7 protein-coding genes are annotated in these 15,234 nt (G+C 37.0%); 5 read left to right on the forward strand and 2 right to left on the reverse strand.

All coding sequences use genetic code 11. The features are described 5' to 3' along the window. The first annotated feature begins 22 nt into the window (after positions 1-22). From ACZ2M0_RS03435 to ACZ2M0_RS03450, 4 genes are read left to right on the forward strand one after another with little or no spacing between them, the layout of a single operon-like run. Positions 23-1,012: a rod shape-determining protein gene (locus ACZ2M0_RS03435; protein WP_045927967.1), complete on the forward strand. Its 990-nt coding sequence runs from the start codon at positions 23-25 to the stop codon at positions 1,010-1,012. Between the two features lie 16 nt (positions 1,013-1,028). Then, entirely contained in the window at positions 1,029-1,322 is a 294-nt protein-coding gene (gene yidD / locus ACZ2M0_RS03440; RefSeq protein WP_046331981.1) for a membrane protein insertion efficiency factor YidD, read from the forward strand. 8 nt (positions 1,323-1,330) lie between these two features. After that, complete coding sequence (locus ACZ2M0_RS03445; protein ID WP_046331982.1) at positions 1,331-1,558, forward strand: DUF2969 domain-containing protein; 228 nt, start codon at positions 1,331-1,333, stop codon at positions 1,556-1,558. A 16-nt stretch (positions 1,559-1,574) separates the two neighbouring features. Beyond that, positions 1,575-2,768 (forward strand): FtsW/RodA/SpoVE family cell cycle protein, encoded by a 1,194-nt coding sequence (locus ACZ2M0_RS03450; RefSeq protein ID WP_046331983.1) that lies wholly within the window; start codon positions 1,575-1,577, stop codon positions 2,766-2,768. Positions 2,769-2,822: 54 nt separating this feature from the next. On the opposite strand, the gene ACZ2M0_RS03455 is transcribed toward ACZ2M0_RS03450, so the two are convergent. Together ACZ2M0_RS03455 and ACZ2M0_RS03460 are read right to left on the reverse strand one after the other, a co-directional pair. Beyond that, on the reverse strand, positions 2,823-3,278 hold the full coding sequence (locus tag ACZ2M0_RS03455) for a universal stress protein (RefSeq protein WP_338206522.1): 456 nt from the start codon (positions 3,276-3,278) through the stop codon (positions 2,823-2,825). Positions 3,279-3,322: 44 nt separating this feature from the next. Further along, complete coding sequence (locus ACZ2M0_RS03460) at positions 3,323-3,604, reverse strand: hypothetical protein (RefSeq protein ID WP_046331989.1); 282 nt, start codon at positions 3,602-3,604, stop codon at positions 3,323-3,325. An 885-nt stretch (positions 3,605-4,489) separates the two neighbouring features. Between ACZ2M0_RS03460 and ACZ2M0_RS03465 the strand changes: the two genes are divergently transcribed. Continuing rightward, positions 4,490-14,893 (forward strand): SLAP domain-containing protein, encoded by a 10,404-nt coding sequence (locus ACZ2M0_RS03465; protein WP_490058529.1) that lies wholly within the window; start codon positions 4,490-4,492, stop codon positions 14,891-14,893. Positions 14,894-15,234 lie beyond the last annotated feature (341 nt).

Raw genomic sequence — 15,234 nt, forward strand, 5'->3', positions numbered from 1 at the left:
TTGAATATGATGGAGGATTATCGTGGCAAGAGATATAGGAATAGATTTAGGAACAGCAAACGTGCTCATTAATGTTTCCGGCAAGGGAATTGTCTTAAATGAGCCCTCAGTTGTTGCCGTTAATACAAGTACAAATAAAGTAGTAGCTGTCGGAACTGAAGCATACAAGATGGTAGGAAGAACTCCGGGCAATATCCGCGTAATTCGTCCTTTAAAAAATGGTGTTATTGCTGACTTCGACATCACTGAAGCGATGCTGTCCTACTTTATTGAAAAGCTGAACGTCAAGGGCTTTATGTCCAAGCCAAATATTTTGATTTGTGCTCCTACAGGAGTAACATCAATTGAACAGAAAGCGATTATTCAGGCTGCTGAAAAATCTGGTGGTGGGAAAGTCTACCTTGATTTTGAGCCTAAAGTTGCTGCTGTCGGTGCTGGTCTTGATATTTTTAAACCTCAAGGCAACATTGTAATCGATATTGGTGGTGGTACTACTGATATTGCTGTTTTATCAATGGGTGAAATTGTTACCAGTCAATCACTGCGCTATGCTGGTGATCATATGAATCAGGCTGTTGTTTCTTATATCAAAAATAAGCATAACTTGCTGATTGGTTCTCGGACCGCTGAACAAATTAAAATTGAAATTGGTAGTGCTTTTGAACCAGATAAGGATGAAACAATCACTGTTCGCGGTCGTGATGTGGTTGATGGCTTGCCGAAGCAGGCCACTGTGACTGCGCCTGAAATTCAGGAAGCACTTCACGATGGCTTGATGACTATTATCGCGTCTACTAAAGAAGTTTTGGAAAAAACACCACCTGAGCTTTCGGCGGATATCATTGATCGTGGCATTATGCTGACTGGTGGCGGGGCACTTTTGAAAAATATTGACAAGCTGATTTCATATTACCTTAAAGTGCCGGTACTTACAGCCGATCATCCACTTGAAGCTGTAGCACTTGGTACTGGGATTTTGCTCAAGAATATTGAAAAGCATCAGCGCCACTAATTTTTGGAGGCTCGAGTTGCGAAAAATACTGATTTATTTAGTTAGAATCTACCAGAGATTTATTTCTCCGGCTTTGCCAAAGTCTTGCCGTTATTATCCGACCTGCTCAACTTATATGGTTGATGCACTGACCAAATTTGGGCCATTTTTAGGACTAATAATGGGAATTTGCCGGATATTGCGTTGCAATCCTTTTGTACGCGGTGGAGTTGATCCGGTACCAGATAAATTTACAATTTTTCGCAATCCTCATCCAGAACGATATGAAGATGAAATCATAGCGAAAAAGTTTCATCCAAATATAAAGTAGGAGAATTTATGTCAAAAAAACCTGAAAATATTAACGTTGAAATTAATGAAGTAAAGGGTAAAGAAAACCCTACCTGGGAAGTAGTAATTCCTCAGAAAAAATCTATTGGAGTGATTGAAAAAATTGCTGGTCGTTACCGGGCTACAACTGGCAAAACCAATAGCATCTTGTATGCCAAAAGCTTAGAAAGCAGCATTAACGATTTGCTTTCATACTTTGCTTTACATGAAAAATAATAGGTTGTGATAATTAATGGTCAAAGTACAAAATAAATCTAGTCTTTTTGATCGCATTGCTTGGAATATTGTTGTCCCTGTGTTGCTGCTGGCAGCAGTGGGCCTTTATTCCATTTATTTTGCGGCGGTTGACGATCCCAGTCACATGGGTAGCCCGGTTAAAGCTGTGGCAATGCAGGGACTTTGGTATATTATTTCGGTGGCCATCGTTGTGTTTGTAATTCAGTTTGATGCTGAGCAACTTTTCCGCATCGCGCCGTATGTTTATGGACTTGGCATCTTGCTCTTGATTGCGGTTTTGTTCTTTTATAATCGTAGTATTGCTGCAGATGCCGGTGCCAAAAGCTGGTTTAAGCTCGGGCCAATTTCTTTTCAGCCATCTGAAGTCATGAAACCAGCCTTTATATTAATGCTGGCGCGGGTCGTGCGTGAACATAACGATAAGTTTGCTCATACTATCAAAAATGACTGGATTTTAATCGGTAAAATGCTAGCTTGGCTGTTACCGATTGCCATACTGTTAAAACTGCAAAATGACTTCGGTACGATGCTGGTCTTCATTGCAATTGTTGGTGGCGTGGTGCTGGTTTCCGGTATTTCCTGGAAGATAATTGCACCAATGTTTGCGGCAGTTTTTGTCTTGGGAGTTGTGGTCATTTACATGGTTACCACGCCCGGAGGACAATCAATTTTAAGTCACTTTTTCCAGCCATACCAGTTCAGACGTATTATGTCTTGGCTGAATCCATCTACTGATACTTCCAAAGCTGCCTATCAATTGTGGCAAAGTATGCAGTCGATTGGTTCTGGACAAATTTTTGGCAATGGCTTTGGCAAGCTGAGTGTTTACGTACCAGTGCGGGGCTCTGACATGGTTTATTCAGTAATTGGTGAATCATTCGGTTTTGTTGGTAGTGTAGCCGTCATTTTGCTTTACTTATACTTGATAGTGCAGATGGTACGCATTACATTTGATACTAAGAACGCATTTTATTCTTACGTTTCAACCGGTGTAATTATGATGATACTTTTCCATGTGTTTGAAAACATAGGCATGAGTATTGATCTCTTGCCGCTCACAGGTATTCCGTTGCCGTTTATTTCTCAAGGTGGTTCAGCCCTAATTGGAAATATGATTGGTATTGGGATGATTTTGTCCATGAAGTTTCATAATAAAGACTACATGTTCAGCCAAGCAGGCGATTTCTAAAAATTTAATAACAAACAAAAAGAGCATTTCACGTCAAAAATGAAATGCTCTTTTTTACTTGGTTAAGTTTTCGTTTGAACGACAGACTAAGACGTCACAATCAGCAGTTCTGGTAACATATTCTGTTACGCTGCCGATTAATATGCGCTCAACAGCGTTCAGACCAGTAGCTCCTAACACAATTAAATCAACTTGGTGCTTTTTAGGAAACTGGTGGGCAATGATTGCCTTGGGAGCTCCAAATTCAATTGAGTAGTGAACTTCCTTGACGCCAGCTTCCGTAGCTTGCTTGTAGTAATTCTGCAATTTTTCCTTAGCATCGTTTGATACTTGCTCAACCATCTCTGAATCAAAGCTAGAAACATTTTGGAAAGATCTGGTATCAATGACATGCAGAATTTCCAATGCAGCATCATTCCGTTTAGCAGCAGAGATAGCCTTCTTAAAAGCTAAGTCGGCTTCCTTGGAGCCGTCAACTGCGACTTGAATACGGTGATATTGTTTCATCATTTAAAACACCTCTCTTACCATTATTTTACCAAATTTTAGTGCAATTAATCACCCTTTTGATTAAGTAAAAGACTAAAAATTAAAATCGTGATGCTGCTGAGAGCCAGGGTAATTAAATTAAGGTACTTATTTGCCTGAAATACTAAAACTAGACCCAATAAAGTTTCTAAACCCAAGATAATCGCAGTCCAGGACATTATAGAACTGAAGTTAGAAATGTTTTTACTATCATAGATTAAAAAATGACTGTGGCGATTATGCCATAAATAAAAGGCAGTCAAAAGTAATATTGCAAGATATATAGTGATAACAACTTTTATAGCCATAAAATCTCCAAACAAAAAACGGTCCGCAGACCGTTTCCTAATATTCTCAAGAAATCCGAGTCATCGAAACATAGCAAAACAATGCTTGTTGAACCCGCAGTGTTCAAAAAATGAGATGTATCGCAACGAATGTGGATCCTATCGCAAAAGATAGTCTTCCGATTCGAAAGTTATTTACTATCTCGCATGTCTTATGTTTGACCGGTCAACCTTATACAATTAAGCTATTCGATCGACTCAGATCAATTATTATAGTACTAAGCATCATAACTTTTGTCAAGATAGAAAACTAAATATCTGTTTCAGCAAAATAATTTTTTAATTTTTCAAAAATTGTAGGTATTTATTTGATGATACTCTTTTACTAACTATTTGTTATAGGCGTGAAAAATTGTACAAATATGTTACAAAAGCAAGTTTTTTATTACAAATTTTTCAAGTCAAAAAACTGAATTTGTTATCAGACTCAAGCGTTTTTAATGTTTTTCCCAGTTAGGAAAAGAAAATTATTTTATTATTTTCCAGACCCCATTTGAATAAAAGAAATTGCGGTTGTTGCAAAGTGCTTTTTGGCATTTTTGTTTATTCAAAAAAACATAGTTATTAATTTCACTAAATTATTTATACTAATTATTTGCTTCAGAAAAGGAAGTAAATGTCAATTTTTATGTTCCTTATAATGTTATTTTTTACATAAAAGGTCACAGCTTAATAAAATATTTAATGTTTATAACGTTTTTTAATTTTTAAATTTTATCAATTTTTATAGTATGGTTATTTATAAATACTATATTTGACTTAGATATTATATTGACAATAGCTATTTTCAATCCTAAAATAGTATTCGAACATACTAATCATACATACTTTTTAGGAAGGATAAATATGCTAGGTAAAAATAATTACAATGAAAGATTAAGAAAGATGGAGATGCAGGACAAGCAGGATCATTTCTCAATACGTAAATTGAGTATTGGTGCTGCTTCTGTTTTGTTAGGTTTCACCTTCTTTGGCTTGAATAGCCAAAGCGTAAAAGCCGACACTGTTGAACCTGCACAACAAGTAAGCGAGGAGTCGAATAAGGATAACTCTACTACTGAAACTAAGGAAACAAGTACTAAAGATGCAACTAAGGCTGAAGCCACAGTTTCTAAAAAGAAGACAGGTACTGACTTGTCAACTTTTTCAGGCTTGAGTTCATTCTTAAAAGACTCAAAGACTAGTGAGGTGAAAGATACTACAGCTAAGGATAAGGCTGATACTACTATAGATAAAGCTGATAAGGACACTGCAGATAAAGATAAGCAGGAAGCCACTACAGCTGATTCAAATAATAGTGCAACTACTCCTGCAACAGGTTCAGATGAAGGCAAACAAGATACCACTACTGATAAAACCCCAACTGACATAACTGATTCAGATGATCAAAATTCTGATAGTAGTAAGTTGCCGGCTGATGTGACTGGCGATACTACTAATTCAGCTAAGGATACTGATACTACTCAAGATTCAAAAACTAATGAAGCTAAGAAATTCGCCCTTGATGATACGATTCTTGATGATAAGACTGGTGATTATGCAACTGTGGTAAATGGCGTAGCACACGCATATAATTGGAATCAGTTTCTCAATGCTTTTAAAAATGATGAATGTTTTAAGAATGTAAATCAGCCTGATGAGACTAAACGTATATCTGAGATTGATATTATGCAAGACATTTACGCTGACAATAGATCTAGTAATAGTTCATATCAATATATATACGGCAGAAAGCTCTTGGTAAAATCATATGGGGATGAGCGTAGAAAAATAGATTTCAATGGATATGATCCGTGTGTAAGAGCTTCTAGTAGTGAAGCATTGGATTTGACCTATGAAAATTTGAATTTGTATAGTGGTGATGATTATGGTGTTATCAGAACTGACAACTATACAAAAGGTTGTGATGTAACATTTAAGAATGTTGAATATCACGGAACACAATTGGTTCATAGTACATCTGGTGCAAGAATCCACATAAAAGACAATGTTATTGCGGAAACAATCTACGTTCCATATGTAAGACATGATGGAACAAACAGCGCTTATGCGGACAATAGACAACAGCTTTTTGAATTCACTGGCTCTAATAACAGTATTGATTTTGAAAGTGGCTGTACTTTCACAGGAACTACATTTGGTGGAAATGTCATAGAAATGGCTGGTTCAAATAATACGGTTACTGTCGAGCCAAATGCAAATGTAACTCTTAACCCTGCGGGAAATTATGATGAGAGCAAATACACTTCAACGAATAATGCTGAAAATACTGGTACAATTTTCGCAGTTGTTATGAGAGGCAGTAGTAATACAGTTGATGTTAAAGGAACACTGAATATCAATGTTGGCATTGATAACTCAGGTAATTCTGCATACACTGGTGTTTATGATAATAAGCAGGCTACAGGTATTTACATCAATGACAGTAATTCTTCTTCGTTCAATATTAATAGTGGCACTGATTCAAAAGGTACGGATTATCAAGGTATAGTTAATGTCAAAACCAATGGTGATATAGCTAATTATAGTGGTAATAGATACCTAATTTATGATGGAGGTTCGTTCACTATTAATCCCAATTCTCAATTAAATGTTGTTGGGAATGATATGGGTAATTATTCAGGTACGCTTGTTTATATTAAAGGTAACGCAGATGTTGAAAACGGTGCGTTCAATATTAAATTAACTGATGATAAAACTGTTGGCGCCAAAACAGGTGCCGGTACAAAAGATATTATTTTAGTAGATGCACCGGGAAACTTAATTGTTAATAACCCTACATCATTAATCTTGGATTGTCATTTAAATCATTCAGATAACACAAGTATTGTAGGTAAAAGTCAGATTACTATTACCAACGTTCGTCAGGTTTTAACTCCTGATGAATCACATCCTGATGTGAAACTTACGTTACCTCCTTTCCATGTTTTGCAAGTTCAAAACAAGGGTAAAACTCAAACAGGCGTTGACATGAACGTTCTTGCCCTTGAACTTCTGAATGGAAAGAGAACTTTAGATCTAAAAACAGTAAACAAGCTACTTACTGGAAAAGACGAAAACGGTAATGCCATTCCAAATTATGCTGATATTCAATACATATTAAGTAGATACCCCGATGTTCAAAAGAAGATAAAAACATGGCTTATAAATGGTAGTACTTATGATGATATTTTCAAAGAAGTCATTAAAACAGCTTTCTCTAATTCAGACTATCCAGGTTACAATGACATTGCCTTTGGCCCAGCCAACCCAAGTGGTTTCTTGGATATAGATCCTAATACGGTTCATGTAACATATAATTCTGATGGTACCAGTACAATTAGTGGTCATGTACTACATTACAAAGAAAATGTAGATGGAGAAACTAGTGATAGAATATTTAGTTTGCTCCTTCCTGGTGGTACTAAAGCTCACGTTCAGGCAGTCATAACAGATCCAAACGGAAAAGAAACGGTTTGGAAACCGGAAACTTGGAATCCTAAAAAAGATGACCCATATGCAGATACAAATGATACTTTTAAAGACCCTAAGAATAAGTCTTTAAAGCCTTTAGAGCATGAATTTTCTGCAAAAGTTAATTCGGATGGTACTTTTGAACTAACCATTCCAAAGGATGAAACAGATCATCTAACGAAGGGTTATAAGATTGCATTATATCCTGATGCTAACTTCGTTCAATATAACCCGTTGGCTAAAGATCGTCCAATAATTAAAGATGTGTTTGTAGCTGCTCAGGAAACTGCTGCACAAGAAATTCAAGATGAGTTAGATAAAATTACTGATGAACATCTTAACTTAACACATGATCAAGAAAGAGATTTGAATGGTGCTATAGCAGCTGCTAAAGCAGCAATCGATAATCCCGGACAAAATGGAACTTCTATTTATGCAAATGATGTTAAGGCGATCAAGACAGTTAACGATCGTAAAAATAATGCTTTAGATGCACTTAAGCAAGCTTATGAAAAAGCAAAAGCGGCTTCAGATAAGGCTAATGCTATTAAAACTACTCAAACAACTGCAGAGAAAACCATTAGTGAAGCTGCACAAGAGGCAATTATTCGTGTGAAGAACTCAGGCTTATCTGAAAATGAACAGGCGCCATACATTGATGCCATTAACACAGCTAAAAATGCCGCTTTAGCAAATCCTTCGAATGATAAGAATTCAATTTATAATCCTGCTAACACTACTGATGACATTACAAGAATCCAAAAAGCAGTTAATGACAAGATTAATAAGGAAGCAGCAAAAGCCGAAGTTGCTGGTTATACTGAAAAGGGCAAGACTGCTTTAGATATTCCTTCACCTGATTCAGTTATTGATCCAGCTTTAAAGAAAGAACTGGATAATATTGAACATGCTACTGACATAGCTACGGCTGAAAATAATGCTAAGGATGATATATTAGGCAAACTAAAGGCTTCAGCTAAAGCTAAAGTTCAAAAAGATGCTAAAGCTGCCAAAGATGGTCTTGGAGTTGAGTCCGACACAAACATTGATCAGGCAGTTAGTGATGCTGAAGCTGCTATGAAAGGTCACACTGATTTTAATGATATCAAGAATGATATGACTACAGGTCAGACCAACGTCCTAAACAACTATAAGACAGCGGCTAAGGCCCAGCTTACTAATATGGCTAAGACCGATAAAGGTGCACTTGGCGTAGAATCAGACGATAATATTGATCAAGCTGTTAATAACGCCAATACTTTAATTGGTCAGTCAAGTTCCGTTGCAATGGTTACTGGCAACTTAAGTAAAGGTAAGACAAATGTTGGGAATAGTTTCAAGGAATCTGCTAAGAAGCAAGTTCAAGATTATGCAGATGAAGCTAAGAGCAACCTCGGTGTTGACACAGATGCTGGTATTGATGCTGCTGCTAAGAAGGCTGAAGATGCTATAGCTGGTCACACCGCAGCCAGTGACATTGGTAGTGATATTACTAACGGTAAGAAAGCTATTTTAGCAGCCTACAAGGAATCTGCTAAGAAGCAACTTGATCAAGCTGAAAAAGATGTTGAAAGTAAACTTGAAAAAGTTAAGGGCTTGACTGCTAATGATATTGAAAATGCTAAGCAAGCAGCTAAGGATTTATTAGCTAATAGCAACAAGACTGGCTACGAGGACCAGATTGATGATCCTAAGACTAACACTCTTGAAGATGTCAATACTGCCACTAAAGATGGTATCGACGCTTTAAACAACTTACTAATAAATAAATCCTCACTTGGTAACAAGAACGATGCTATCAACGCCATTAATCAAGCAAGAGATAATGCTATTAAAGAAATTAATGATAAAGCCAAATATCCTAACTTATCTGATGGAGATAGAAATTCATTAATTAACACTATTAAAGCCGATGCCACTGAGGGTGTTGACAATGTCAATAAAGATACTGACCCTGCTAAGATCACAGCTGATAAACAGGCAGCAATTGACAAGATTAATAGTGTTAAGGCCACTGCTGCAAGCAAAGATTTAGCAGGTCTTAACAAGGAGAAGAGCTCTCAACTTAAAGCATTGCAAGATGCAGCTACAAACGCTAAGGATACTATTGATAAGATTCCTGACAAGTACCTCAGCCCAAGTAACAAGCAATACTACAAAGATTTGATTGATAAGCATGCTGCTTCAGCAACTAATGCCATCAACTCAGCAAGTAACAAAGATGCTATGGATACTGCTGAAAAAGACGGTGAAAGCAACATTAATGGTGATCTTGTTTTAGGCCAAGTTACAGCTGCTAAAGCACAAGCAATTGCAGAATTGAATGCTGAAAAGGATACTGACAAGGGAATTGTTAATGATGCTCATAAGAATGGGACACTTTCTGATGATGACTGGGTAAAAGACCTTGATGATATTGACAATGCCTATACAACTGCGATAACTGCTGTATCTAATGACCATACTCCAGCAGACGTTGTTACTGACAAGAACACTGGTATCAATGCTATGAAGGCAGTTGCTGACAGCGTTTCTCAAGATCAAGACAAAGTCGACTTAGCAAAAGCTAAGAATAACGCGATCGCAGATTTGGAAGATCAAGCTCAAGCACTGCATGACCATATTCAAGCAGATCCTAACTTGTCTAACACTGAAAAGAATAACTACTTTGACCAGATTTCTTCTACCTTAAATAATGCTAAGCAAGCTGTTAGCGCTGCTGATAAGAATACCGTTAACTCAGCTCACAATGCAGGTATTGAAGACTTAAACGACATTAGAAATAATGCTGACTTGCAATCTGCTAGAGACAAAGCTCTAACTGATTTACAACATGAATTCAATACAGATAATGCAGCTGTTGACGGTTTAACCAATATCAGTACCGCTGGTAAAGCTGGTATTAAGACTGACCTGCAAAATGCGTATAACGATGCTGTCAAGAAGGTTAAAGACCCAACTTCTAATACTGTTGCTAAGATTAATTCTCAAAGTGATGCCGGGATTACCAATATGGAGAATATCCTGGGCAAAGCAAAGGGCTTAGATAAGACAATATCAGATGATAAGCAAAAGTTAAATGACTATGCTCAACAAGCAATTAACCGGATTAACAGCTCAACTATGTCAGATGCTGACAAGGGTGCAGCCACTACCAATATTCAAAAAGCTCGTGATGATGCTGAAGCATTAGTTGGTAAGCAACTTACAGTTGAAGATGCTAATAAAGCTGAAAAAGACGGTGAAACTGGCATCTTACAAGCTGAAGCTAAGGCTAATAAAGCTGATATGGATAAGGCCAAGAACGAAGCCAAGTCTAAAATTGATGGTGCTCAAAAGACAGCTTTACAGAACTTAAAGGATGCATATGACGCTTTAACTGACGAGGAAAAGAAGCAAGCTCAGGCTGCATACGATAAGGCTGTCAAAGATATTCCAGCACTTGCTGAACAAGCTGAGGCCGCAATTGATAAAGCCTTCGATAAAGACACTATTAGTGGCTTAACTAATGATGCCATCAATTCTATCAATACTGCAGGTGATACAGCTAACGTAGCAATGACTAAGGTTGTCGCTGTTCAAACTGTCAAGGATGCCGCACAAGCCGCTAAGGATAAGTTGACCAACAAGAGAGACAAAGACGGTGTCGATGACGTTGCTAAACTGGGAATTGCAGATATTAATGCCGCTACTACTAGTTCGACAGTACTTCAAATTAAAGATAATGCTCTTAACAGTATTAAAAACATTAAAGATTCTGGTACTGGTGATGCAAGTGCTGATGACGCTCTTTGGGCTAAAAAGAATAAGGCTAATGCTGAACTTGCCCAAGAACTTGCTGATATCGATTCTGCTATTGACAAGCTGACTGACCTGACTGCTGATCAAAAGAAGCAATTTAAAGATCAGGCTCAAGCTGCTCACGATAGAGCACATATCAGAATTGAAGGTGCTGCTGAAACAGATATCGAAACTGAAAAAGGCCTTGGCAAGGACAAGATTGATAAAGCCCTGTCAGATGCGAAATTCCAAGTTGCTAAGAATGTTGCTAAAGCAGATGTTGACAAGACTGCCGATAATGCCATTGATCAAGTTAATAAAGACAATACCATTAGTAAAGACGATAAAGACAAAATCATCATTAATATCAACAATGATCGTGACAAGGCTAAAGACAAGATTGATCATGCCGAAACGCCTGACGATATCAACAATGCTCAACAAAATGGTAAAGATGATATCAATAAAGAAATCAATCATCAAGGTGATAATGGTGATGGTACTGATACAGCACAGATAGCTAAAGATAAGCAAACTGCTAAAGACAAAATTCAGACTGCTGCCGATAAGATCAACGATCGTATAGATAAAGATGAAAAAGATGGTAAGTTAAATCACGATCAAGCCAAAGCTCTTAAGGATAAGGTAACAGAGGCTGTTGATAAAGCCAAAGGAGCTATTTCCCAAGCTGGAGATTCAACTACTATTAACAAAGCCCAAAATGATGGTAATAATGCTTTAAGCCAAATCACTTCAGATGTAGAAAAGACGGAAGCCGTTAACAAGGCTTTGGGCAAGCTAACAGATGCAGTTAACGTGGCTAATGGAAAAGCTGACGAACTAGGCAAGAATGATAAAGATCTTGCTAAACAAATGAAGGACGCAATCGAAAAAGAGCGTGCTAAAGCAGCTAAGAACATTCAAAATGCTCAAAATGATGCTAAAAATCCAATAGAAGCAATTGAAAATGCTGCGCAAGACGGTGTCAACGCTATTACCGGTCTGACTGATAATTACGGCAATAAGGTTGACCACATCAAGACTTTGAAGGATGCTGCTAATAAAGCTAAGGATGACCTTAACAAACTTAAGACAGATGAAAATGGTAATGATGTCCTTGATGAAAACGAACTTGCACAAGGTGAAACTGATATCGACAATGCAGTTCAAAATGGAATCAGCAATATTTATCAAGCATCTGCTGACGATGATTTAGATAAAATTGAAAAGGATGCCGAACACGCTGTTGAATTAGCTAAATTACCAACTAAGCTCCTTGCAGAAAAGAACAAACAGATTGCTGCTATCAACCAGTATGCTGCTGATGCTGAAAAGACAATTGATGGTTTTGCTCAAACCGATAAGAATAAGGCTGGTCTACCAGCTGACACTATCGCAGAACTTAAGGCGCAAGTTGAAGCTGCCAAGAATAAGGCTATTTCTAAAATCAATGATATTGCTTTAGCAGAAGGCGCAAGCCAAGATGACTTTGACAAAGCTAAGGATAAGGTTGATAAAGCTGAAAAAGGTGTTGCTGAAAGTAGCGAAACAGTTGACTTTGGTGAAGCTGGAATTGATAAAGTTAAGAAACTTGCTCAACAAAAAGCCGATATTGTTAAGGCTAAGAATGACGCGATTGCTAGACTTGAGCAGAAACATCAAGAAGAGATCAATGCCATCGAAAACTCAGGTATGTCTGCTGCTGATCAAAAGCCTTTGAAGGATAAAGTCGACAAGCTCGTTGAACAAGCTAAGGACCAGATCATTAATATACCTGACAAAGATGAAAATGGTAAAGATAAGACTCCTGAACAGGTAACATCTGAAGCAAATACAATTATTCAAAATACTGTTGATGGCTTAGATGAAAATGGTAATAAAGTAACTGGAATCAAAGATATCGTTGATCAGGCTAAACTTGCAGGTGCTAAGACAACTGCTGAAACCATACTTAATGATAAACGTGCTCAAGCGCATGACATTATTAAGGGCTCACAGTTAACTGCGGATCAAAAGCAAAGGGCTACTGATGCAATTGATAAGGCCTTTAGCGATGAAAAGTCTGATATTGATGGTAAGACTGACATTAAGGATGTTCCAACTAATAAGGACGAGATTGGTAAAGCAATCGATGCTATTTGGACTAAACCTAGTGATTGGTTCGCTGATGAACAAAAGAATGCTTTGACCGGTACGGACGGTGTAGCTGGTTTACAAGCTGGTCTAAATAAATTAACCTCTGGTCAAAAGGCTGATCCTGATTACAAAGACTACCTCGACGATATTAATAATGCTATTGCAGCAATTAATAAAGCTGAGAACATTAAGGATGCAAGTTCAGCTTACGATAAGGGTATGACTTCTCTTAATAAGTTGAATGCTCTTCAAGAAGTTAAGAACGAAGCTAATAAAGCTAAGACTGATATTGATAATAATGATAAGTTGGATGACAATACCAAGGATCGTCTAAAGGGTGATGTTGATAAGGTTGTTGAAGACACCAAGGACAAGATCAACCAGATCGATTCTTCTAATGGTACGGCCGCATCTAACAAAGATAAGATTGATCAGATTAAAAATGATGCTCATAATGATATTAATGTTGTAATTAATGATGCTGAAGCCGAAGGTGATCCGAATGTTTCTCACGCTAACAGCGAAATTTCCCAGAACCATAGTGATGCGGTAGATACGATTCACAATGAGTTTGGTGATGACAGCAAGACGCCTAAGACTGATGATGCTTATGAAAAGAACAAGCATGTTCATAGTTCATCACAAAATGGTATCAACTCTGATAAGACCAACGCTGATAAGGAAATTTCTAAAGGCGCAATTGATGATGCAGTTGATATTGCTAAAGATAAAGTTAACCATCTAAAGCATGAGGATGGCACTGATTACACTGATGCTGATAAGAATAAGATTAATGAGCAGATTGATAAGGACGCTAAAGATGCCAAGGATAAGATCGATAAAGCTGACAATGTAACTGATATTGATAATATTCGTGGTAATGGTATCCACCAAATCCATCAAGATTGTTCTGACACATCTACAATCGATAAGATTCTGCATGGTGATAACAACAATAATGGTGGTGGAATAGCTACTCCAATTCAACCAGTAATACCAGCAAAGAATCCAACTGCAGACAATACTTCTGACACGAATAAGGATGATGGTACGAAAGTTGATATGAGCCACTCTTCAGATGTAACTTTGATGCACAATGCTTACCTCTATGATGAAACTGGTAAACGTGCTAACAAGATAACTCTTGGAGCTGGTTCAGTCCTAACTACTTATGGTACTAAGACCATTAATGGTAAAGACTACTACGTCCTTGTTGATAAAGGTGCTAAGAACAAGGTCTACTACGTTGCTGCTGGTAACATTGATCATTCAACTCGTAAGCTGAAGCATAATGCATATATTTACAATCAATTTGGCAAACGGGTAAAGAAGACTGGTGTATACAAGAAGGGCAAACTAATTAAGACCTTTGGTGCAGCTGTCAAGATTCGTGGCAAGAAGTACTTCATCATTGGCAAGAATCGCTTTGTTAAAGCTGCTAACTTTGCTAAAGGTGTTGTAGCTGTAAGTACTGCAAAGGCTGAAGTAGTTCCAACTAGTGCAGTTGCTGAAAAGCCTCAAGTTACTGTTGAAAAGACTTTGATGCACAATGCTTACCTCTATGATAAGAATGGTAACCGTGCTAACAAGTTGATCTTCCAAGCAGGTTCTCAAGTTGGAACTGTTGGTAAGAAGACAGTCAACGGTAAGGTTTGCTACGAACTTCCAGATGGTATGTTTATTGCAGCCGGCAATATCGATGCCAAGAAGTTGAAGTTAAAGCACAATGCCTATGTTTACAACCAATATGGTCATCGTGCAAACAAGAAAGTATTGAAGAAACGTAAGTCAGTTAAGACTTATGGTAATTCAGTCAAGATAAACGGCAAGAGATATTTCATTATTTCAAAAGGACGTTTTGTTAAAAAAGCTAACTTTTAAATTGAAATAGCTTAAATAAAGTGTCGGAAAATGTTAGAAATAACATTTTCCGGCACTTTTTTTTGCGCTTTTTTGTAGTTTTTTAAAACTAATAGTATATAACTATTCTTTTATATAGTATTTTTTCAAATATTAAAATTAATCCCACAAATCAAGTTAGTATAAGGTTTATAAAAATATTCATATATAGTAAATAGTGTTTTAACTACTGTATAGTATATAAAAATATATGAAAAGATTAATTATTGGAAATATTTCTTATATACATAAATATTTAAAAGATTATTGTTTTTTTTAAACTTATTAATGTTATTTTATATCCCAATTAATTATGATGTGAA

Source organism: Lactobacillus sp. VURO6/B1 (VP7) (assembly GCF_058139575.1).

Excerpts from the sequence above, each read along its gene's own strand:
- ACZ2M0_RS03450 (WP_046331983.1), top strand. The coding sequence starts at position 1,575 with ATGGTCAAAGTACAAAATAAATCTAGTCTTTTTGATCGCATTGCTTGG.
- ACZ2M0_RS03465 (WP_490058529.1), top strand. The coding sequence starts at position 4,490 with ATGCTAGGTAAAAATAATTACAATGAAAGATTAAGAAAGATGGAGATG.
- ACZ2M0_RS03445 (WP_046331982.1), top strand. The coding sequence starts at position 1,331 with ATGTCAAAAAAACCTGAAAATATTAACGTTGAAATTAATGAAGTAAAG.
- ACZ2M0_RS03460 (WP_046331989.1), bottom strand. The coding sequence starts at position 3,604 with ATGGCTATAAAAGTTGTTATCACTATATATCTTGCAATATTACTTTTG.
- ACZ2M0_RS03455 (WP_338206522.1), bottom strand. The coding sequence starts at position 3,278 with ATGATGAAACAATATCACCGTATTCAAGTCGCAGTTGACGGCTCCAAG.